General features: G+C 65.9%; 17 protein-coding genes. 10 read left to right on the forward strand and 7 right to left on the reverse strand.

Annotation, left to right across the window (positions count from 1 at the left end):
* Nucleotides 1–34 precede the first annotated feature (34 nt).
* Nucleotides 35–1,552 carry an anthranilate synthase component I gene (trpE, locus tag FG95_RS10335; RefSeq protein ID WP_037555691.1) on the reverse strand — a complete coding sequence of 506 codons (1,518 nt, stop codon included), beginning with the start codon at nucleotides 1,550–1,552 and terminating at the stop codon, nucleotides 35–37.
* Nucleotides 1,553–1,554: 2 nt separating this feature from the next.
* Nucleotides 1,555–3,501 carry a peptidylprolyl isomerase gene (locus tag FG95_RS10340; RefSeq protein ID WP_037555693.1) on the reverse strand — a complete coding sequence of 649 codons (1,947 nt, stop codon included), beginning with the start codon at nucleotides 3,499–3,501 and terminating at the stop codon, nucleotides 1,555–1,557.
* Nucleotides 3,502–3,678: 177 nt separating this feature from the next.
* Between FG95_RS10340 and tpiA the strand changes: the two genes are divergently transcribed.
* From tpiA to FG95_RS10385, 9 genes are all read left to right on the forward strand, one after another.
* A complete protein-coding gene (gene tpiA, locus FG95_RS10345) occupies nucleotides 3,679–4,428 on the forward strand; it encodes a triose-phosphate isomerase (RefSeq protein ID WP_037555694.1) in 750 nt (249 codons plus the stop codon).
* Between the two features lie 171 nt (nucleotides 4,429–4,599).
* Nucleotides 4,600–5,058 carry a preprotein translocase subunit SecG gene (gene secG / locus FG95_RS10350; RefSeq protein WP_037555697.1) on the forward strand — a complete coding sequence of 153 codons (459 nt, stop codon included), beginning with the start codon at nucleotides 4,600–4,602 and terminating at the stop codon, nucleotides 5,056–5,058.
* Between the two features lie 107 nt (nucleotides 5,059–5,165).
* Nucleotides 5,166–6,797: a CTP synthase gene (locus FG95_RS10355; RefSeq protein ID WP_037555698.1), complete on the forward strand. Its 1,632-nt coding sequence runs from the start codon at nucleotides 5,166–5,168 to the stop codon at nucleotides 6,795–6,797.
* A 27-nt stretch (nucleotides 6,798–6,824) separates the two neighbouring features.
* The gene (locus FG95_RS10360; protein ID WP_037555700.1) at nucleotides 6,825–7,508 is read left to right on the forward strand and encodes a Crp/Fnr family transcriptional regulator; all 684 of its coding nucleotides are present in this window, start codon (nucleotides 6,825–6,827) and stop codon (nucleotides 7,506–7,508) included.
* 554 nt (nucleotides 7,509–8,062) lie between these two features.
* The gene (locus FG95_RS10365) at nucleotides 8,063–9,313 is read left to right on the forward strand and encodes a lipoprotein-releasing ABC transporter permease subunit (RefSeq protein WP_037555701.1); all 1,251 of its coding nucleotides are present in this window, start codon (nucleotides 8,063–8,065) and stop codon (nucleotides 9,311–9,313) included.
* Nucleotides 9,306–9,983 (forward strand): ABC transporter ATP-binding protein, encoded by a 678-nt coding sequence (locus tag FG95_RS10370; RefSeq protein ID WP_037555703.1) that lies wholly within the window; start codon nucleotides 9,306–9,308, stop codon nucleotides 9,981–9,983. Before FG95_RS10365 ends, FG95_RS10370 begins: the two co-directional genes overlap by 8 nt.
* Nucleotides 9,984–10,012: 29 nt before the next feature.
* Nucleotides 10,013–10,489, forward strand: a complete 477-nt coding sequence (locus FG95_RS10375) for a glutathione peroxidase (RefSeq protein WP_037555704.1) — start codon at nucleotides 10,013–10,015, stop codon at nucleotides 10,487–10,489.
* A 39-nt stretch (nucleotides 10,490–10,528) separates the two neighbouring features.
* Entirely contained in the window at nucleotides 10,529–14,014 is a 3,486-nt protein-coding gene (gene dnaE / locus FG95_RS10380) for a DNA polymerase III subunit alpha (RefSeq protein WP_037555706.1), read from the forward strand.
* 79 nt (nucleotides 14,015–14,093) lie between these two features.
* Complete coding sequence (locus FG95_RS10385) at nucleotides 14,094–15,698, forward strand: long-chain fatty acid--CoA ligase (RefSeq protein ID WP_037555707.1); 1,605 nt, start codon at nucleotides 14,094–14,096, stop codon at nucleotides 15,696–15,698.
* 53 nt (nucleotides 15,699–15,751) lie between these two features.
* Here FG95_RS10385 and FG95_RS10390 read toward each other — a convergent pair whose 3' ends face one another.
* From FG95_RS10390 to FG95_RS10410, 5 genes are all read right to left on the reverse strand, one after another.
* Nucleotides 15,752–16,042 carry a GIY-YIG nuclease family protein gene (locus tag FG95_RS10390; RefSeq protein ID WP_037555708.1) on the reverse strand — a complete coding sequence of 97 codons (291 nt, stop codon included), beginning with the start codon at nucleotides 16,040–16,042 and terminating at the stop codon, nucleotides 15,752–15,754.
* A gap of 53 nt (nucleotides 16,043–16,095) precedes the next feature.
* Nucleotides 16,096–17,184, reverse strand: coding sequence for a PA0069 family radical SAM protein (locus FG95_RS10395; protein WP_037555710.1), 1,089 nt, complete (start codon nucleotides 17,182–17,184; stop codon nucleotides 16,096–16,098).
* 135 nt (nucleotides 17,185–17,319) lie between these two features.
* Nucleotides 17,320–17,844, reverse strand: coding sequence for a molybdenum cofactor biosynthesis protein B (gene moaB / locus FG95_RS10400; RefSeq protein ID WP_037555711.1), 525 nt, complete (start codon nucleotides 17,842–17,844; stop codon nucleotides 17,320–17,322).
* Nucleotides 17,834–19,591: a lytic transglycosylase domain-containing protein gene (locus FG95_RS10405; protein ID WP_037555838.1), complete on the reverse strand. Its 1,758-nt coding sequence runs from the start codon at nucleotides 19,589–19,591 to the stop codon at nucleotides 17,834–17,836. Before FG95_RS10405 ends, moaB begins: the two co-directional genes overlap by 11 nt.
* A gap of 12 nt (nucleotides 19,592–19,603) precedes the next feature.
* On the reverse strand, nucleotides 19,604–20,371 hold the full coding sequence (locus FG95_RS10410) for a uracil-DNA glycosylase family protein (RefSeq protein WP_235211528.1): 768 nt from the start codon (nucleotides 20,369–20,371) through the stop codon (nucleotides 19,604–19,606).
* 140 nt (nucleotides 20,372–20,511) lie between these two features.
* Between FG95_RS10410 and FG95_RS10415 the strand changes: the two genes are divergently transcribed.
* Nucleotides 20,512–22,167 carry an electron transfer flavoprotein-ubiquinone oxidoreductase gene (locus FG95_RS10415; RefSeq protein WP_037555840.1) on the forward strand — a complete coding sequence of 552 codons (1,656 nt, stop codon included), beginning with the start codon at nucleotides 20,512–20,514 and terminating at the stop codon, nucleotides 22,165–22,167.
* The last annotated feature ends 10 nt before the right edge of the window (nucleotides 22,168–22,177 follow it).

The following is a 22,177-nucleotide window of genomic DNA, read 5'->3' on the forward strand; positions in this document are numbered from 1 at the left end:
GTGTCCTACGGATCAACGCATCCTAACCCGCGCCCTATTGCCCGTAACCCGGCGTTCCCGCCAAACGCACGGCTTCGCGCGCGGCCGCGAAGAGCGCGCCGGCCTTGGCTTCGCACTCGCGCTGTTCATAGGCGGGGTCGCTGTCGGCGACGATGCCCGCGCCGGCCTGAACGTGCATTTCGCCATCCTTGACGATCGCGGTGCGCAGCACGATGCAGCTGTCCATATTGCCGTCGGGGGCGAAATAGCCGACGCCGCCCGCGTAAGGCCCGCGCGCGTCGGCTTCGAGTTCGGCGATGATCTGGCAGGCGCGCACTTTGGGAGCGCCGCTGACCGTGCCCGCAGGAAAGCCGGCGAACAACGCATCGATCGCATCCTTGCCGGGCGCGATGCGGCCGATGACGTTCGAGACGATGTGCATGACGTGGCTGTAATATTCGACCGTATAGCTGTCGGTGACGGTCACGCTGCCGCCGACCGCCGCGCGGCCGACGTCGTTGCGGCCGAGGTCGAGCAGCATCAGATGCTCGGCGCGCTCCTTGGGATCGGCGAGCAGGCTGTCGCGATTCTCGACATCCTCGGCGCTCGTGCGGCCGCGCGGGCGGGTGCCCGCGATCGGGCGGATCGTGATCTCGCCGTCGCGCACCCGAACGAGGATTTCGGGCGACGAGCCGATCAGCGCGAAGCCGGGCAGGTCGAGGAAATAGAGGAAGGGCGAGGGATTTATCCGCCGCAGCGCGCGATAGAGGTCGAACGGCGGCAGATCGAACGGGGTCGAGAAGCGCTGCGACAGCACGACCTGAAAAATGTCGCCCGCGGCGATATAGTCTTTCGCTGTTGCCACCATCTTGGCGAAATGCGCGGGGGTCGTTGCGGGGGTCGCGGCGATATCGGTCGGCAGCGCGTCGGTCGTCGCACGATCGGCGTGCGCGCTGGCGCTCGACAGGCGCGCGGCGATGGTGTCGAGACGATCCTGCGCGGCGTCGATCATCCGGTCGATCGCGCCCTTCGCGTCGGGCCAGATCGGCGCGATGAGGAAGAGTTCGTCGGCGAGGCGGTCGAAGACGAGGATCACCGCCGGGCGCACGAAGATCATGTCGGGCAGGCCGAGGCCGGCGCCCGGCGCGCGCGGGATGCGTTCAACGAGGCCGATCGTTTCATAGGCGAAGAAGCCGACGAGCGTCGCGAGCGCCTTCGGCAGCCCCTCGGGCACGTCGAAGCGGCATTCGGCGACGAGGTCGCGAAGCGCCTGCAGCGCGCCGGTTTCGAGGGGCTGGAACGCATCGCGATCGCGGCGCCAGTCGCGGTTGATCCGCGCGGCGTCGCCGGTGACCTCGAACATCAGGTCGGGGTCGAGTCCGATCAGGCTGTAGCGCCCGCGCGTCTCGCCGCTTTCGACCGATTCGAGCACCCAGTCGCCGCGGCCCGGCTCGATGAGCTTGAGCGCGGCCGAGACGGGGGTTTCGACGTCCGCGATGAAGCGCTGCCAGACGACCGCGCCGCGGCCCCGCGCCAGCGCTTCGAGCGCTGCGGCTCTTCCTTCGAGGCTCACTCTTATTCGACGACCGGCGCGTTGCCGGTGAGTTCGGCGCGCAGCTGGGCGACGAGATCCTTGTTGATCGTCACGCCGACGCGGCGCTTGGCTTCGGCGGCGAGCTGTTCGATCAGCTCGTTGCCGAAGGCGGGGGCTAGCGGCCGGGCGATCGCGGCGACGCGCTGCGGCTCGATCGCTTTCGGATCGGGGCGCTGCACATCGTTGAGCGCGATGACCATCCAGCCGCGATTGCCCGGGATTTCGAGCGTCTTGACGCTGTTCTTCGCCATCGAGAAAAGGAGGGCGAGTTCGGGCGGAACGGGCTTGCCGTCGGCGCCAAGCTCGGCGCGGCGGCCGCCGATCGCCTGCACGCTGCCGATGTTCGGACCGGCGGCGGCGACCGCTTCATTGAGGCTCTTGCCGCCCTCGACCGCCTTCACGATCGCGCGCGCCTTGTCGCGGGCGACCTTCTGCCCCTCGGCGAAGCGCCATTCGCTGAGCAGGTCGGCGCGGATCTGCGCGAAGGGGGGCGGTGCGGCGGCGACGATCGACTTCACCGCGTAAACGGCGAATTTCTCATTCTCGACGATCGTCGCGATGTGACCCTCGCCTTCGCCCGCGGCCTGGAAGGCCTGCGCGACGAGCGGGGCGAGTTCGGGCGCGGGCACGAAGGCGGGCTGCTGCGGCGCACGGCCGCTCGGCAGCAACGCGGGGGTTTCGACAAGCTGGAGCTTGCGGTCGGCGGCGACTTCCTCGACCGAGGCGCCGCCGTTCACGGCATCCTGAATCGCGTTGTAATAATCGACGATCGCTTCGTTCGCCTTGTTCTTCGCGAGTTCGGTGCGGATCTCTTCGCTCGCCTGCGCCAGAGTGCGCGCGGGCTTGGCGGTGACGTCCTCGACGCGCGCGACGGTCCAGCCGAGGCCGGTCTGCGTCGGGCCGACGAGGTCGCCGCGCTGCGCAGCGAAAGCGGCCTTCGCCGCGGCGGCGGTGGTCGTTGCTGCATAGGCCGATTCGGTCAGGTCGCCGGTGGTCGAGGCCGACAGGCCCGCCGCCTGCGCCGCCGCGGCGAGCGAGGTGCCGCCGCGAACCTTCGCGGCGAGCGCGTTTGCTGCCGCCTGATCGGGGAGGATCACCTGCGCGAAGCGGCGCGTTTCGCTCGCGGCATATTGCGCGGCATTGTCCTTATAGACCTTGGCGATTTCGGCGTCGGTGACCGCGGGAACGGGAACCGTGGCGCGGTCGAACAAGGCGTACTGGATCACGCGGCGTTCGGGCACGGTGAACTTCGCCTTGTTCTGCGACAGGAAGGTCTGGAGCGCCGCGTCGCCGGGGTCGGCGGTCGGCGCGAAGGGGCTGGACGGAATGAAGGTCGCCTGACCGCGGCGCTGTTCGAGGAGCAGCGCGGCATAGGGCTGCGCCATGCCGAGCGCGATGCGCGGCATTTGCGCGATCGGCGCGGCGAGCTGTTCGACGAGGAGCTGCTGGCGCAGGTCGCGGCGCAGCTGCGCCTCGCTGATGCCGTTCTGCCGCAGGAAGTTTTCGAACACCGTCTGGTCGAACTTGCCCGACACGCCGGCGAAAGCGGGCAGGTCGGCGATGCGGCCGTCGATCAGCCGCTTGCTGACGCCGAAGCCCAGCTCGGTCGCGAACTGGTCGAACGCCGATCCTTCGACGAGCTGATCGAGCACCTGGTCGAGCCCGCCCGATTCGACGAAGGCGGCCATCGTCAGCCCGGGCTGGTCCTGCCGCGCCTGATTATAGGTCTGACGCACGCGCTCGCGCAGTTCGCCGACGCCGATATTCTCGCTGCCGACCTTCGCGACATTGGCGCCGCCGATCCCGCCGAAGGTCGAGTTGCCGGTGACGTCGCTGAGCGCAAAGGCGACCCCGACAAGCACGACGAAGGCGAGCGCGAGGAATTTGCCGATCGTCGAGGAAAACATGGCGCGAATGGCGGTGATCATGAAGCGGGCATTCTTTCCGGCAGGGCGCGGGTACGCGCGATTGCGCGCTGCTTTAGGCGCGAGGCGGTGCGGTATCAAGGCTGGATGGGGTTTTGTGGCGTGCGACACGCCTTGCCTATGTCGCCCGCGCGCCGCTAGGGGCGATGGCAAGGTTTGAACAGTCGGAGAGGCGAGCAGATGGCGCGGCGCAAATATGTGGTCGGCAACTGGAAGATGAACGGATTGTCGGATGCCGTTCCCGAGGCGCAGGCGATCTTCGCTGCGGCGGCGGAGCATGACGGCGTCGATGTCGCCATTTGTCCGCCCTTCACGCTGATCGGTCCGATGGTTGCCGCGGCGCCAGGCGGCGCGGTCGGCGGGCAGGATTGCCACAGCGCGGCCTCGGGCGCCTTCACCGGATCGGTCGCGGCGCCGATGCTCGCAGACATCGGCGCGCGCGTCGTGATCGTCGGGCATAGCGAGCGGCGCGAAGGCTTCGGCGAAAGCGACGCCGACGTGCGCGCCAAGGCCGAAGCCGGGCTGGCTGCCGGATTGTCGGTGATCCTTTGCGTCGGTGAGCCGCGCGAAGTGCGCGAATCGGGCGGGGCGATCGACTATGTGCTGGCGCAGATCGCGGGCTCGGTGCCCGACGCTTTCGATGCGCAGCGCCTTGCCATCGCTTATGAGCCGATCTGGGCGATCGGAACGGGGCTTGTTCCCACCGTGGCCGATGTGGCGGCGATGCACGGCGCGATCCGCGTTGCACTCGCGGCGCGGTTCGGCGGCGCCGCCGGACAAATGCGCATTCTTTATGGCGGATCGGTCAACGGCGACAATGCGGCCGAACTGCTCGGCGCGGGCGATGTCGACGGCGCGCTGGTCGGTGGAGCGAGCCTGACGGCGGCGAAGTTCGTGCCGATCGTGGCGGCTGCAACGGAGTTGGGTTGATCAATTCCGTCGCCCCCGCGACGGCGGGGGCCGCAATCGACCTAGCGCAACCTCTCCAGCGGCCCCCGCCTTCGCGGGGGCGACGATTAGGTATGGGTTGAAGCGAAGCCGCTTCGTCTCTATGTGCGCCGCGGGCGCGGTCCGTGTGAGGCCGTGCGAGTTCGGGAAATCATGATGTCCAGCCTTTTCACCTTCCTGCTTGTCGTCCAGGCGCTCGTTGCCGCGGCGATGATCGGCGTCATCCTGATGCAGAAGTCGGAAGGTGGCGGTCTGGGTGTCGGCGGCAGCCCGGCGGGCCTGCTGTCGGCGCGCGGCGCGGCGGACTTCATGACCCGTGCGACGACGGTCCTTGCGACCGCCTTTGTCGCACTGTCGATCCTGCTCGCGGCGATGGCCTCGGTCGGCCGCAGCGGTTCGACGATCGACACCTCACTGTCGAAATCGGCGCAGACGAGCGGCGCGGCGCCGTCCTCGTCGCTGACCGGCCCGGCGCAGTCCGCCCAAGGCACTGCGCCCGCAAATGCGGCGCCGGCCCCGGCGAGCGACGATCCGCTGGCGGCTGCGGCCGCCGCGGCGGCAAGTCAGGAAGCCGCTCCGGCTCCCGCGCAGGCGCCCCCCGCCAAGAAATAACCGGCGGCTTCGGCCTCCGACCAGACCCGCCCGGCGGAAATATTTTCCGCGGCAAGCGATTCGACGGCTTGCGCCGTCCCCCTCCCGTTGAGTAAGTCTTTCCTCCCATGGCGCGGTTCATTTTTATCACCGGCGGCGTGGTCTCCTCGCTTGGCAAAGGTTTGATGGCGGCTAGCCTCGCAGCCTTGTTGCAGGCGCGCGGCTATCGCGTCCGTATTCGCAAGTTCGATCCCTATCTGAACGTCGACCCGGGCACGATGTCGCCCTATCAGCACGGCGAGGTCTATGTGACCGACGACGGGGCCGAGACCGACCTCGACCTCGGCCATTACGAGCGTTTTACGGGCGTTGCGGCGCGGCAGAGCGACAATGTCACCTCGGGCCGCATCTATCAGGGCATCATCGCCAAGGAACGCCGCGGCGACTATCTGGGCGCGACGGTGCAGGTCGTCCCGCACGTCACCGACGCGATCAAGGAATTCGCGCGCGCCGAGACCGACGACCTGGACTTCGTGCTGTGCGAAATCGGCGGCACGGTCGGCGACATCGAATCGCTTCCCTTCATCGAGGCGATCCGCCAGCTCAAGAACGAGGTCGGGCGCGAAAATGCGATCTCGGTCCACGTCACGCTGGTGCCGTACATCGCCGCCGCTGGCGAACTGAAGACCAAGCCGACGCAGCACAGCGTGCGCGAGCTCGCGTCCTTGGGCGTCCAGCCCGACATCCTGCTCTGCCGCTGCGAAAAGCCGCTGCCCGAGACCGAACGCGCGAAAATCGCGCAATTCTGCAACGTCCGCAAGGAAGCGGTGATCCCCGCCCTCGACGCTGACAGCATCTATTCGGTGCCCGTCCAATATCATGGCGAGGGCCTCGATTCCGAGGTACTGCACGCCTTCGGTATCCACGACGCGCCCGCGCCCGATCTGACGCGCTGGTACGACATCATGGACCGCAAGCAGCATCCCGAGGGCGAGGTCACGATCGGCGTCGTAGGCAAATATGTGTCGCTGCCCGACGCCTATAAATCGCTCAACGAAGCACTGGTCCATGGCGGCATGGCGCACCGGGTCAAGGTCAACATCCGCTGGCTCGACGCCGAAATGTTCGAGCGTGACGAGGATCTCGCCGCCAATCTCGAACCGATGCACGGCATTCTCGTCCCCGGCGGTTTTGGCGAGCGCGGGTCCGAAGGCAAGATTTCGAGCGTGCGCTTCGCGCGCGAACGCGGCGTGCCCTTCTTCGGCATCTGCCTCGGCATGCAGATGGCGTGCATCGAGGGCGCGCGGAACACGAGCGGCATCAAGGACGCGTCGAGCACCGAATTCGGGCCAACGGACGAGCCCGTCGTCGGGATGATCACTGAATGGATGAGCGACGAAGGCCTGCAGAAGCGCGGCGCCGACACCGATCTGGGCGGCACGATGCGGCTCGGCGCCTATGAAGCGAAGCTGTCGCCGAACAGCCATGTCGCGAGCGTCTATGGCGCCAACGACATCAGCGAGCGCCACCGTCATCGTTACGAGGTCAACGGCGCCTATCGCGAGCAACTCGAAAAGGGCGGGCTCGTCTTTTCGGGCATGTCGCCCGACGGCATGTTGCCGGAAATCGTTGAGCGCCCGGACCATCCGTGGTTTATCGGGGTGCAGTTCCACCCGGAACTCAAATCGAAGCCGTTCGACCCGCATCCTTTGTTCGCGGGATTCATCGAAGCGGCGGTGAAGCAGAGCCGGCTGGTTTAGAACGACGTAAAAGGGGTGCAGGGGCAGATGGATCACGCGAAACTCGCCGAATTGCAGGGCCCCGACAGCATCTTTTCCGGCCTGACGATCGAGGATTGGGCCGAAATCGCGCGGCGCGCGGTGCAGGTCAATTTCGTCAAGGGCAAGGAATTGCTCGTCCAGGGCGACCCGGGCGACATGATGCTGATCCTGACCGAAGGCACCGCGCGGGTATCGATGCTGACCTCGGGCGGCCGCGAAATCGTGCTCGCTTATGCCGAACCGGGCGCGGTGCTCGGCGAGATCGCGCTCCTCGATGGCGGCGAGCGCACCGCGTCGGTGACCGCGACGAGCGCGGGGAGCGCGCTCCAGCTCGGCCGCAACGCGCTCAAGGATTTCGCCGCGAGCCATCCCGAATTCGCCTGGTCGCTGATGCAGCAGCTCGCGCGGCGCTTGCGCACCGCCGACCAGACGATCGAGAGTGACCGCGCCTATGCCTCGGGCCCGCGGCTCGCGCGCTATCTGAAACGGCTGATTCGCAAGGATGTCGACGCATCACAGCGTGTCGAGCTGAGCCAGACCGAACTGGGCAATTTCGCCGGAATGAGCCGCGAGCATATCAACCGCCAGCTGAAAAGCTGGGAGGAGTCGGGCGTGATCTCGCTCGAGCAGGGGCGGGTGCGCGTGCTCGATGCGGAGATGCTCGAGGATATCAGCGAGAGCGAGGGATAGGCGGCTTCCGACCGTTAGTTGCCGTTGGATCCTCCCAGTGCCGCAGGCATGGGGAGGTGGCAGCGCGAAGCGCTGACGGAGGGGCTAATGGAGCAACGTCGCGGCCCCTCCACCGCCGCCTGCGGCGGTGGTCCCCCTCCCCATCGCTTCGCGACAGGGAGGACTAAACGTCCGCTCCCCACCCCTAAGCTGTCGTTTCCGCAACGTTGCGGGAGAATCACAACGCCCGGGCCTCGTTTTGCGAGACCCGGGCGCCTGTGACGAACATCGCCATCCCCCTTGTTGCAGGCCTGGCGAAAGGCCTGCACTCCCTGGAGCCGGGCCTTTGGGCCGCGTTGAACCAGAAGCCTTGGGGTAGGTCTTGGGGGCCGCTTTGTCACCCTCTCACGGCCCGTTGGCCCCGATTTTGCGGGCCGCTGTGACCTATGGGCAACACATTCCTATAATCATTTGGGGTTTGGCGCTTTGCTGGCGCCCATTGCCAGCGGTGTTTGACCTGCCTAAAGCGGCGGTATGCGTGTCACTATACATGCGCCGCAAAGGCCGATCGCTTCATGATCCTGCGTCCGTACGAGCGCACCATTTTCAAACGCTATTTGCTTCCGCAGCGCGGCGAGGGGTTCATCTTCGTCGCGGCGGCGTTCAGCTTCACCGCGGTGATGCTGGGGGTCGCGGCGCTGGTCGTGGTGATGAGCGTGATGAACGGCGTGCGCAGCGACCTGTTCGACAAGATCGTCGGGCTGAACGGCCACGCGGTCGTTCAGGGATTCGGCGGGCGGATCGACGATTGGCAGGGCGTGTTGAAAGAGGCGAAGGCGACGCCGGGGGTCGTTTCGGCGACGCCGCTGATCGAACAGCCCTTGCTCGCAACCTTCAGCGGGCGGGTCGAAGGCGTGCTGGTGCGCGGCATGACCGTTCCCGACATCCGCAGCAACAAGACGCTGGGCGGAAAGGTGCTGCAGGGCAGCCTCACGACGCTGACCGCGGGTTCGGGCAATGTCGCTATCGGCAGCGAGCTGGCGCGCAATCTGGGCGCGCAGGTCGGGTCGAACGTCACGATCATCAACCCGCAGGGCCGCTCGACGCCGTTCGGGACGGTGCCGCGCGAGATCAGCTACCGCGTCTCCGCGATTTTCGAGATCGGCGTCTATGATTTCGACAAGGCCTATATCGTGATGCCGATGGAGGATGCGCAGCTGCTGCTGCTCACCGGCGATGCTGTGCAGATGATCGAGGTCAAGACCGAGGACCCCGACCGCGTCGGCGAGATCATGCAGCCGCTCGCCGAAAAGCTCGCGGCGCGCGCGGTCGTCTCCGACTGGCGATCGATGAACGCGAGCCTGTTCGAGGCGTTGTCGATCGAACGCGTCGCGATGTTCGTGATCCTGTCGCTGATCATCCTTGTCGCCTCGTTCAACATCATCTCTTCGCTGATCATGCTCGTGCGCGCGAAGACGCGCGACATGGCGATTTTGCGCACGATGGGGGCGCCGCGCGACGCGGTTATGCGTATTTTCATGGCGATCGGGCTGTCGATCGGTGTTGCCGGAACGATCGCCGGGATGATCGTCGGTTTCTCCTTGCTCTATTTCCGGCAGGGTGTGCTGCGCGGGGTCGAGTTTCTGACCGGCCAGCCGCTGTGGGATCCGTCGATCCGCTTCCTCACCGAATTGCCGTCGAAGCCCGATCCGGTCGAGATCACCGCTATCGTCATCATGGTGATCGTGTTCAGCTTCCTCGCGACGCTCTATCCGGCGTACAAGGCCGCGAATACCGACCCCGTACAGGTGCTGCGTTATGAATGATGTCGCGCTGGAACTGGTCGGGCTGAAGCGCAGCTTCCGCCAAGGCGACGTCACGATCGAAGTGCTGCGCGGCGTCAACGCGTCGCTGCGGCGCGGCGAGATCGTCGCGCTGCTCGGGCCTTCGGGATCGGGCAAGTCGACGATGCTGCAGGCGGTGGGCCTGCTCGAAGGCGGGTTCGAGGGCGTCATCCGCATCGACGGCGAGGACGTTACGCGCTTTGAGCAGGGCGAGCGGACGAAGACGCGGCGCGAGAAGATCGGCTTCGTCTATCAATTCCATCATTTGCTGCCCGATTTCAACGCGATCGAGAATGTCGTGCTGCCGCAGTTGATTCGCGGCGCGGGGCAGGCGGAGGCGGAGGAGCGGGCGGCCGATCTGCTCGGACGGCTGGGGCTGGGCGAGCGATTGCACCACAAGCCGAGCAAGCTATCGGGCGGCGAGCAGCAGCGCGTCGCGGTGGCGCGCGCGCTCGCGAACCGGCCTCTGCTCGTGCTCGCGGACGAGCCGACGGGCAATCTGGATGAGGCGACGGCGGACCGGGTGTTCGACCAGTTCGTCGGCCTCGTGCGCGATCATGGTTCGGCGGCGCTGGTCGCGACGCATAACGAGCGGCTGGCGGCCAAGATGGACCGCGTGCTTCGCTTGCACGAAGGGCATATCGAGGCGTAGGCTGACGCCGGCAAAAAAGGGGACCAACGATGGCGCTTTACGATCTTTCGGCGAAATTGCCCGGCGGCGGGACGCAGTCGCTTGCGGACTATCGCGGCAAGGTGCTGCTGATCGTCAACACCGCATCGAAATGCGGTTTCACCCCGCAATATGAAGGGCTGGAGGAACTGTATCGCGATTATAAGGATCGCGGGTTCGAAATCCTCGCTTTCCCGTGCAACCAGTTCGGCGCGCAGGAGCCGGGCGATGCCGAGGAAATCAAGAATTTCTGCTCGCTGACCTATGATGTTTCCTTCCCTCTGATGGCCAAGATCGACGTCAACGGCGACGATGCCGATCCGATCTTCAAGCATTTGAAGAAGGAAAAATCGGGGCTGCTCGGCAGCGGGATCAAGTGGAACTTCACCAAATTCCTCGTCGATCGCGACGGCAAGACCGTGTCGCGGCACGCGCCGACGACGAAGCCCGAACAATTGCGCAAAGAGATTGAGGCGCTGCTGGGTTAAGCCTTGGCAGAATCACCGCTGTCACTGTAGCGTCATCCAATGGCCTACAGCCCCTTCGTTCCCCTGCGCGTCTTTTCCAGTTTCACCATGCTGGAGGGAGCGATCGAGCCCAAGGCGATTGCGAAAGCCGCGCGCGAGCGCGGGTTTCCGGCGATCGCGGTGGCCGATCGCAACGGGCTCTATGGCGTCATGGCATTCGGCGAGGCGTGCAAGGCGGCGGGGGTGCAGCCGATCGTCGGCACGCTGCTCAGCGTTGCGCGGCCCGGGCAGCGGCTGGCGAACGGCGCGCCGCAGATCGACTGGCTCGCGCTCTATGCGCAGGACGACACGGGATACGACAATCTGTGCGCGCTGGTGTCGGCGGCGCATCTCGGCCGTCCGGTCGAGCAGGATCCGCACGTGCTGCTGTCCGACATAGCGGGCAAGACCGACGGGCTGATCTGCCTGACCGGCGGCGGCGAGGGCGCGCTCGCGCGGCTGCTCGCGGGCGAGCAGAAAAGCGCCGCCGACGATTATGTCGAGCAGTTGGAGGCGCTATTCGGCGGGCGGCTCTATATCGAGCTGTCGCGGCGCGGCGATGAGGTCGAGAAGGCGGCCGAGGATGCGCTGATCGATCTGGCTTACGCACGCGCGCTGCCGATCGTCGCGACCAACCCGGCGAACTTCGTCGAGCCGCAATTCCATCCCGCGCACGATGCGATGCTGTGCATCGCGCAATCGGCCTATGTCGAGAGCGAGGACCGGCGCGTATCGAGCCCCGAGGCGTGGTTGAAGCCCGCCGAGGCGATGGAGGATGCTTTCTCGGACCTGCCCGAGGCGATCCGCAATACGCTGGTCGTCGCGCAGCGCTGCGCCTTCATGGCGCCTAAACGCAAGCCGATCCTGCCGAGCCTTGCGGGCGACCGCGAGGGCGAAGCGGCGCAGCTCAAGGCCGACGCGCACGCGGGGCTGGCGGCGCGGCTTGCCCATTATCCCGACCTCTCCGACGAAGACCGCGAAGCCTATGTCACGCGGCTCGATTTCGAAGTCGACGTCATCACCCAGATGGGTTTCCCCGGCTATTTCCTGATCGTTGCCGACTTCATCAAATGGGCGAAGGCGCATGACATTCCGGTGGGGCCGGGGCGCGGTTCGGGCGCGGGCAGCGTCGTCGCCTGGGCGCTGACGATCACCGATCTTGACCCGCTCAAACTGGGCCTGCTGTTCGAACGCTTCCTCAATCCCGAACGCGTGTCGATGCCCGACTTCGACATCGACTTCTGCGAAACGCGGCGGGGCGAGGTGATCCGTTATGTGCAGGAGAAATACGGCCGCGACACCGTCGCGCAGATCATCACCTTCGGTAAGCTGAAGGCGCGCGCGGTGCTCAAGGACACGGGCCGCGTGCTCCAGATGAGCTACGGTCAGGTCGACCGGCTCGCGAAGCTGGTGCCGAACCATCCGACCGATCCCTGGACGCTCGAACGCGCGCTGAACGGCGTCGCCGAGCTGATGACCGAGTATAAGCAGGACGACGGGGTGCGGCGCCTGTTCGACATGGCGCGGCAGTTGGAAGGCCTGCCGCGGCACAGCTCGACCCACGCCGCGGGCGTGGTGATCGGCGACCGCCCCCTCGACCAGCTCGTCCCGCTCTATCGCGACCCGCGCTCGGACATGCCGGTAACGCAGTTCGACATGAAATATGTCGAGACCGCGGGCCTCGTGAAATTCGACTTTCTTGGCCTCAAGACGCTGTCGGTGTTGAAGGAAGCACGGCGCCTGCTCGCGCTGCGCGGAGTCGACGTCGATCTCGACGCGCTCGCGTGGGACGATGAGGAAGTCTATGCGCTGCTCCAGCGCGGCGAGACCGTCGGGGTGTTCCAGCTGGAATCCGAAGGCATGCGGCGCACGCTGTCGGCGGTGAAGCCGACCAATTTCGGCGACATCATCGCGCTCGTCGCGCTCTATCGGCCGGGGCCGATGGACAATATCCCGCTGTTCGGCGCGCGCAAGAACGGGCGCGAGAAGATCGCCTATCCGCACCCTTTGCTCGAAGGCATCCTTGCCGAAACCTATGGCATCTTCGTCTATCAGGAACAGGTGATGCAGGCGGCGCAGATCCTCGCCGGCTACAGCCTCGGCGGCGCCGACCTCTTGCGCCGCGCGATGGGCAAGAAGGTCCAGGCCGAAATGGACGCCCAGCGCGACACCTTCGTCAAGGGCTGCGGCGAGCATAATGGCATCGACGCGAAGGCCGCGAACGAGCTGTTCGACTTGATCGACAAATTCGCGGGCTACGGCTTCAACAAGAGCCACGCCGCGGCCTATGCGCTGCTGTCGTACCAGACCGCGTGGCTGAAGGCGCATTATCCGCACGAATTTTTCGCGGCGTCGATGTCGTTCGACAGCCACCAGACCGACAAGCTCTCGATCTTCATCGACGACATGCGCCGGCTCGACGTCGCCATCGCGCCGCCCTCGGTCAACGACAGCGAGGCCGATTTTTCGGTCGGACGCGGCGATGACGGACTGACCGTCCGTTACGCGCTCGGCGCGCTCAAGGGCGTGGGTGAGAAGGCGATGGAGGCGCTCGTCGCCGAGCGGGCGAAGGGCGATTTCGTCAGCCTTGACGATTTCGCGAGCCGCATCGACCCCAAGCTGCTCAACCGGCGCCAGATCGAGGCGCTGGCGGCGGCGGGGGCGTTCGACTGTATCGAGCCCGACCGCCCGCGCGCCTTTGCCGGGGCCGAGAGCCTGCTCGCCTGCGCGAACAGCTCGGCGCACGAACGCTCGACGGGGCAGGGCGGTCTGTTCGGCGGCGACATCGCGATCGCGCCCGCGCTGCAACTGCCCGCCGCCGAACCCTGGACGCTCGCCGAGCGGATGACGCGCGAGAAGGACGCCTTCGGCTTCTATTTCTCGTCGCATCCGGTCGAGCAATATGAAGCGATCGTCTCGGCGCGCGGCGCGCGCTCCTATGGCGACATCTGCGACAATGTCGAAATGACGGCGGGAACGCGCATCCCGATGGTGATGGCGGCGATGGTCGAAAGCGCGCGCCCGCGCGTGTCGCAGCGCGGCAACCGTTTCCTCAACCTCACCCTGTCGGACCGCAGCGGCCAGTTCCAGTCGAGCTGTTTCGACGAAATCGCCGGCAAGACGCTCGAGGCGCTGGCGGCCGAGGGCGGCTGCGCGATGCTGTCGGTCGAACTCGATCTGCTCGAAGGCGAGGAAACGCCGCGGGTCACCGTGCGCGGTGCGCAGTCGCTGGCCGATATGGCGGCGACGGCCGCGCTCCAGCTGACCTGCCGCGTCGACACGCCGGCGGCGATCGAGGACATGGCGCGGCTGCTCGTCAAGCGCGACGACGCGAAGGGCCGCGTGGTCGTCACCACGATCGATCCGCTGACCGATGACGAGATCCGCATCGAACTTGGCCGCGGTTTCGCGCTCGGCCCCGACACGGTATCGCGGCTCGACATGATCGCGGGCGTGACCGAGCCCGCGCTGTCGCTCGTCGCGCCGCGCGAGTTCCGGGTGCGCTGACCTTCCTTCCCGCTTGCGTATCGGAGGTTTCCGCCCCTATCCATTGCCGGCAACGATATATATTTGAGGATGCCGCACCATGGGAATGCAGGGCCAGCCGCTGCTCGTCACCAGCCTGATCGATCACGCCGCACGCGAACATGCGGGGCGCGAGATTGTGTCGCGATGGGCCGACGGCAGCATGACGCGATCGAACTGGGGAGAAGTCGGCGCCGACGCGCGCCGTTTCGCTGCCGCGATGGTGAAGCTCGGGATGAAAAAGGGCGACCGCATCGCGACGCTGGCGATGAACCATGGCCACCATCTCGTCAGCTGGTACGGCACCGCCGGCATGGGCGGGGTGCTGCACACCGTGAACCCGCGGCTGTTCGACGAACAGCTGATCTACATTATCAACCATGCCGAGGACCGCGTGCTGCTGTTCGACGCGATGTTCCTGCCGATCGTCGAACGGCTGCGCCCGCAATTGCCGGCCGTCGAGCATTTCATCCTGTTCGACGCCCCGGCACGCGAGGGCTATCTTTCCTATCGCGACCTGATCGATGCCGAAGACGGCGGCTTCGAGTGGGTTTCCCTCGACGAGCGCGATCCAGTCGGGCTTTGCTATACCAGCGGGACGACGGGCAATCCGAAGGGCGTGCTTTACGAGCATCGCTCGAACGTCATCCACGCGATCACCGAAATCCAGCCCGACGTGTTCGACATGTCGAACCGCAGCGTGGTCCTGCCGATCGTGCCGATGTTCCACGCGAACAGCTGGGGCATTCCCTTCGCCGCCGCGACCGTCGGCGCGAAGCTGGTATTTTCCGCAACCAACGACGCGCAGATACTGTGCGACCTGATGCACGACGAGGGCGTCACCCACAGCGCGGGCGTGCCGACGGTGTGGATCGCGATGTTCGCGCATATGGACGCGACGGGGATCGGCTATGGCAAGCTGCACCGCGTGATCATCGGCGGGTCGGCGTGCCCGCGCGCGATGATCGAGCGGTTCATGACGGCGGGGATCGACGTCGGCCATGCTTGGGGGATGACCGAAACCTCGCCGATCGGGACGATGGGCAAGCGGCCGTGGAATTGGGACGAAATGAGTTTCGACGAGCGCGTCGACATCGTCGCGCGGCAGGGCTGCCCGCCGTTCGGGGTCGAGCTGCGCGTCGTCGACGACGAGGACAAGGAACTGCCGCGCGACGGCGAGACGAGCGGGCGGCTGCAATGCCGCGGACCGTGGATCATCCAGCGCTATTTCAAGGCCGATACCGACGCCGCCGATGCCGACGGCTGGTTCGATACCGGCGATGTCGCGGTGCTGCACCCCGACGGGGTCATGCAGATCACCGACCGCGCCAAGGATGTGATCAAGTCGGGCGGCGAATGGATCAGCTCGATCGAGCTCGAAAACGCCGCCGTCGGCGCGCCAGGGGTGCAGGAAGCCGCAGCGGTGGGCGTCTATCATCCCAAATGGGACGAGCGGCCGATCCTGCTGATCGTGAAGAAGCCGGGCGCCGAGGTGAGCGAGGCGAGCGTGCTCGATTACCTTTCGGACAAGGTCGCCAAATGGTGGCTGCCCGACGAGATCGTCTTCGTCGACGAGCTGCCGCACACGGCGACGGGCAAGATTTTGAAGCGGCAAATTCGGGATGATTACAAGGATTACAGGTTGAAGTCGCTGGCGGAAGCGTGAGGCGAGAGAAAAGGGATCGCCCCCGCGAAGGCGGGGGCCGCTGGCGCCCTGGCTCAGGCGTTGATGCTGTCAAACAGATCGGCCCATTCGGGGTTACCCTCGGAAATCAGCCGCAATTTCCATACGCGATTCCATTTCTTCAACGCTTTCTCTCGAACAATCGCTTCGTCGATACGATCGGAAGGCTCGGCATACACTAGCCGGGTCAAGCTCCACCTTTTGCAAAATTCCGATCCCGTTCCCGATCGGTGTGCAAAAATCCGAGCTGGCAAATTGTCTGTCACGCCGATGTAGAGGATTCCCATCGGCTTGTTGGTCATGATGTAGACATAGGCCTTCCTCATCCATCGTCTCTCCATGACGCCAGCGGCCCCCGCCTTCGCGGGGGCGACGGTGTTTAGAACAGCTCCATCTGGCCGTCGCGTTCGGGCGGGCGGAACAGGTCGCTGCGGATCGGCGGGAAGCTTTTGTCCATGCCATGTTCGCGCGCGGCGCGCTTGACGCGGGTGCGGATGAGCTGCGCCCAGACGCCGTGGCCGCGCATGCGCGTAAAGAACTGGGCGTCGTTGTCGCGACCGCCGCGAATGTCCTGCACCATGTGCATGACCTTGTCGGCGCGGTCGGGATAGTGCGCGTCGAGCCAGGCGCGGAACAGCGGTGCGACCTCATAGGGGAGGCGCATCAATATGTAGGACGCACGGATCGCCCCTGCTTCGGCGGCCGCGGCCATGATCGCCTCGATTTCGTGGTCGGTGATCGCGGGAATGATCGGCGAGATGTTGACCTGTGTCGGCACGCCCGCTTCGATCAGCCTGGCGATCGCGGCGAGGCGGCGTTTGGGGTGCGGCGCGCGGGGCTCGAGCGTGCGCGCGATGGCGGGATCGAGCGAGGTCACCGACACCGCAACACCGACCAGATTGTCGCGCGCCATGTCGGCGAGCAGGTCGATGTCGCGCAGCACGCGGTCGGACTTGGTGGTAATGATCAGCGGATGGCGCGTTTCGGCGAGGACCTCGACGACCGAGCGGGTGATGCCCCATTCGCGTTCGATCGGTTGGTAACCGTCGGTGTTGGTGCCGATCGCGAGCGGCGCGACCTTGTAATTGCGTTTCGCGAGTTCGGCGCGGAGCAGCTTCGCGGCGTCGGGCTTGGCGAAGAGCCTGCTTTCGAAGTCGAGCCCAGGCGAGAGGTCGTGAAAGGCGTGGGTCGGGCGTGCGAAGCAGTAGATGCAGCCGTGCTCGCAGCCGCGATAAGGGTTGATCGAGCGATCGAAGCTGATGTCGGGAGATTTGTTGCGCGCAATGATGGTCCTGGGATGCTCGACGGTCACCGTCGTACGCAATTTGGGCGCTTCGCCATCGATTTCATTAGCAGCGTCGAGCCAGTCGCCATCGGCCTCGCGGTCGAGCGATCCGGTGCGGGTCGGGCGCAAGTTGGTCGGGGCTCCGCGGCCCGCAATCGGGGGCAGGGGCTTCGGTGAGTCCATTGGTCGAGCTTAGCTCGGCAATGAGAACATATAAAGAACAAATCTAGTTTCGTCATTCCGGCGAAGGCCGGAATCCCGATCTCGGCGTGAAAGCGATAAGGCGAGATCCCGGCCTTCGCCGGGATGACGAAATGACTATTCGGTCAGCCGCGGCATCAGCTCGACGAAGTTGCACGGCTTGTGGCGGCTGTCGAGCTGGGTCGAGAGAATGCCTTCCCACGCGTCGGTCACCGCGCCGGTCGAACCGGGGAGCGCGAAGATATAGGTGCCGCGCGCAACCACGGCGCAGGCGCGCGACTGGATCGTCGAGGTGCCGATCGTCTTATAGCTGAGCCAGCGGAACAGCTCGCCGAAACCCGGAATATCCTTGCCGTCGAGCCGGTGCAGCGCTTCGGGCGTGACGTCGCGGCCCGTGAGGCCGGTGCCGCCGGTGGTGATGACGACATCGACCTCGGGGTCGTCGATCCAGTTGTGGAGGCGCGAGACGATCAGGTCGGTCTCGTCCTTGATGAGCGCGCGCGCGGCGAGGATATGGCCGGCGCCGGTCAAGAGGTCCTCGAGCTTGTCGCCCGACCGGTCGTCGGCGGCGCTGCGGCTGTCCGAAATCGTCAGGAGCGCGATGCGGACGGGCCTGAACGCCAGGCTCTCGTCAATCGGCATTCGCGAAATCGCCGGCATAGGTCAGGCGCGTGCGGTCCTTCCCGTCGGGGAAGCGCGGCCATTTCCCCTGCGCGAGCGCGGCGCGGCTGACCGACGGCTTGCCCTGCTGCGCTTCGTACATCCAGTAGTTGCGCAGCACGATGCCGACATAGCCGCGCGTTTCCCAATAGGGGATCGATTCCATATAGAGCAGCGGGTCGCCATTGTCGCGGATCTCGGTCTGCCAGCGCGCGATCGGCGCGGGGCCGGCGTTATAGGCGGCGATGACCTTGGGCAGCTGGCCGCCCGTCGCGGGATCGCGGCTCAGATATTGCAGATAACGCTGGCCGAGATCCATGTTCACCGCGGGCGTCTTGAGATCGCCGAGCGCCGCGACCGCGCCTTCCCAGCGCACAATGTCGCGCGCGGTGCCCGGGCGCACCTGCATCAGCCCGGTCGCGCCCGCGGGGCTCACGACGCCGCGCTGGAAGCGGGATTCCTGCAAGGTGTGGGCGAAGACGAGCGCCGGATCGACACGCCAGCCACCATTCGGTTCCCATTTGGGTTGCGGATAGCGGGCCTGCACAGCGGGCTTGCGGCCGTGCGGCGTATTGTGCGCGAGATAGAGCTGGGTTTCGGGCAGGCTGAGCGCGCCCGCCATCGCGATCAGCTGCGCATGCTGGTCGGAATTGCCGATCTGGGCCTGATGGCGCAGCGCCTGACCCGCGTAGACATCCTCGCCGATCTCGGCGAGCGCCATCGCGATGCGGACGTTGGGCAGCTTCTCGAGCGCGCGCCACGCGCTCCGGTCGGCGCGGATATTTTCGCGCTGGACCGCCGCCTCGACGCCGAGCGATTCGGCGGCGAGCAGGCCGTAGAAGGTTTCCTGATTGGCGGCCGCAGCGCGCAGGCGCGGCTGTACGAGGGCGGGCTGGCCCGCGGCGACGGCGGCGCGCGATGCCCAATAATAAGCGGCGGCACGCTGTTCGCTGTCGGGCGCTTCCTTGGCGACGCGGTCGAACGCGGCGAGCGCGGTGCGGTAATCGCGAAGCCGCCACGAAGCGAGACCCTGAACCCAGGCGCCCTGCGTCGCCCAGGCTCCGCCGGCGGCCGTGCAGGCGAGCGACAGGCGCAGCGCATTCTGATCGTCATTTTCTATATAATAGGACCATGCGACCTTTTGCGTCCATTCGGCGCGTGCCGGGGGGCTCAGCTGGTCGATGACGGCGTTGAGCAGGGCTTCGGCGCCTGCGGGGTCGTCATTCTTGATCCGGTCGGGGATCGTCGCCGCGAGGCGCGCCGCCGCGGGGTCGCTGACGCTGTCGGCGCCGAGCCGGCGCGGCGCGCTGCCGGCCCAGGCGAGACGCGCCTCGAAGGGAAGCGTCGGCAGATCGGTCGCGCCGCGCCTGGTCGCGAGGCGGCCGAGCTGCGCGGCTTGCGGCAACCAGGGCGAGCGCGAAAGGATCGGCATGATGTCGGCGACTTCGGCGCGCGGGCTGTTCGCCGCGGTCAGCAGTTCGGCGCGCAGGAAATCGGTGAGCGGGCCGTTATCGGAACCGTCGAGCAGGGATTTGGCTTCGGCCCAACGCTGGCCGCGGATCGCTGTGAGGACCTGCGTGTAAAGCTGCTTTTGCTTCGATGACAGGATATCGGGCACCGTTTGCGGCGCCGAGGCGAAATCGCGGTCGCCGGCATCGGCGGCGACCGCCGGCGCGGCGGCGGCGAGCGAAAGCGCCAGAGCGGCGCCGGAGAGGAGGATTCTGGTCATATTTTCCATCTGTCAACGTCCCCGGTTGAACAGTTTCAGGCTATCCCAAGCCGCCGCTTTCTGGGCGGGCCGGGCCAGCAACATCGCGGGATGCGCCACAGCCACCGCGTCCATCTTGGCGCCATCTTGGTTAATATTCAGTAACCTTCCGCGCGCGTCGGGAAGCGCCGTCGCGGCGGCCATGCGCGTGATGTCGCTTCCGATCAGCAGCAAGCGTTCGGGTTTGGCGAGCCGCAAATGATGCCATAGCAGACGGTCGAGTTCGGCCGCATCCGGGCCGTCGCAGCGACCGCCCGCGGGGCGCGTCACGGCAAGGCTCGCGGTGTAGCAGTCGCCGCGCGCCACGCCGATCGCGCGCAGCATCGCGTCGAGCAATTTTCCGGCGGGTCCGGCAAAGAGCGTGCCGTCCTGCTGATCGTCGATTTCGGGCCAGGCGGTGAGCAGCATCAGCGGCGCGCCCGCTTCGCCGACGGGAAGCACGCGGCGCGCGTCCCATTGGCTGCCGGGCACGTCGGCGCCGGTCGCCAGCCAGTTTTGAAATTCGGTCCAGTCGTCGGGAAATACGACCGGGCCCTTCGGTTCGAGTGCCTCGGGCGCTTCCTGCCGCTGGAGCGCAGCGGGGAGCGGGAGCGGCTCGGGATCGTTATCGGGGGCGCGTTTCGCCTTGGCGGCCGCAGCGTCATTCGCCGGCGGCACGACGAGCCAGCCCGCAGGTTCCTCGCCGACGAGCGCATCGACACCCGCCAGCGACCACCAGTCGCGGATGCTTTCCGCCAGCAACGCAGAGTTTTGCCCTCCCATGAAATTGTTTGAAACAGACAGTTGACGGGCGCGTCAATTGGCGGGCATCGCAATTCGTGACAGAATGAGCGCCGGACACGATGAATGATCGGCGCGGGGACGGCAGAAAGGTATTTGCGGTGAGCGAACGGGAATCGATGCCCTATGACGTGGTCATCGTCGGCGCGGGTCCGGCGGGGCTTTCGGCGGCGATCCGCCTGAAACAGATGGCGAATGAGGCCGGCAGCGAATTATCGGTGTGCATCCTCGAAAAGGGGTCCGAAGTCGGCGCGCACATCCTGTCGGGCGCGGTCATCGATCCCAGGGCGCTCGACGAACTTTTGCCCGAATGGCGCGATCAGGGCTGCCCGCTCGCCGAAGTGCCGGTGAACGACAATCAGCACTGGATTTTGACCAAGAACAAGAAATTCGGCCTTCCCGAATTCATCTCGCCCGGTTTCATGCACAATGAGGGCACCTATACGGGCAGCCTCGGCAATCTTTGCCGCTGGCTCGCCGAGCAGGCCGAAGGGCTGGGCGTCGAAATCTTCCCCGGATTTCCGGCTGCGGAAATCCTCTACAATGAGGATGGTTCGGTCAAAGGCGTCGCGACCGGCGACATGGGCGTCGCGCGCGACGGCAGCCACAAGGCCGATTACGCACCGGGGCTCGAACTCCACGCGAAATACACTTTCTTCGCCGAAGGCGTGCGCGGCCATCTGACCAAGATGCTCAAGCCGCAATTCGCGCTCGACGCCGATTGCGAGCCGCAGGTCTATGGCCTCGGCGTCAAGGAATTGTGGGATATCGACCCCGCGAACCATGCCGCGGGCCGCGTCATTCATACGCAGGGCTGGCCGCTCGACCAGAACGCCAATGGCGGCGGCTTCCTCTATCATCAGGCGAACGGACAGGTGGCGCTCGGCTTCGTGACCTGGCTCAACTATCGCAACCCGCACATCTCCCCCTTTCAGGAGATGCAGAAGTGGAAGACGCATCCCGAGATCGCTAAAATCCTGAAGGGCGGCAAGCGCGTCTCCTATGGCGCGCGCGCGATCAGCGATGGCGGGCTCCAGTCGGTGCCGAAGCTCGCCTTCCCGGGCGGCGCGCTGATCGGCGACAGCGCCGGTTTTCTCAACGTACCGCGCATCAAGGGCACGCACACCTCGATGAAATCGGGGATGATGGCGGCCGAAGCGGCCTTCGCGGCGGTGACCGCTGGCCGGTCGAGCGACACGCTCGACGCCTATCAAGCGGCCTATGACGGCAGCTGGGTCAAGAAGGAACTCAGCGTCGTGCGCAACGTGCTGCCGCTCGTCGAGAAATATGGCGACCTTGCGGGCACGATCCTGTCGGGCATGACGATGTGGCTCGAAACGTTCAAGATCAAAGTCCCGTTCACGATGAAGCATCATCCCGACAATGAGAGCCTCTATCGCGCCGACATCATGCCGAAACCGGACTATCCCAAACCCGACGGTGTGCTGACCTTCGACCGCCTGTCGTCGGTGTTCATTTCGAACACAAATCACGAGGAAGATCAGCCGGTTCACCTCCAGCTCAAGGATCCGTCGATCCCGGTCGCCTATAATCTGCCGCTCTATGACGAGCCCGCGCAGCGTTATTGCCCTGCGGGGGTTTACGAGATCGTCGGCGAGGAAGAAGGCGATCCGAAATTCGTGATCAACGCGCAGAATTGCGTTCACTGCAAGACGTGCGATATCAAGGACCCGACCCAGAACATCAACTGGGTCACCCCCGAAGGCGGCGGAGGCCCCAATTATCCGAACATGTAAGCCCGCGCGC

The sequence above is a fragment of the Sphingopyxis sp. LC363 genome, from assembly GCF_000756385.1.
Classification (GTDB): domain Bacteria; phylum Pseudomonadota; class Alphaproteobacteria; order Sphingomonadales; family Sphingomonadaceae; genus Sphingopyxis.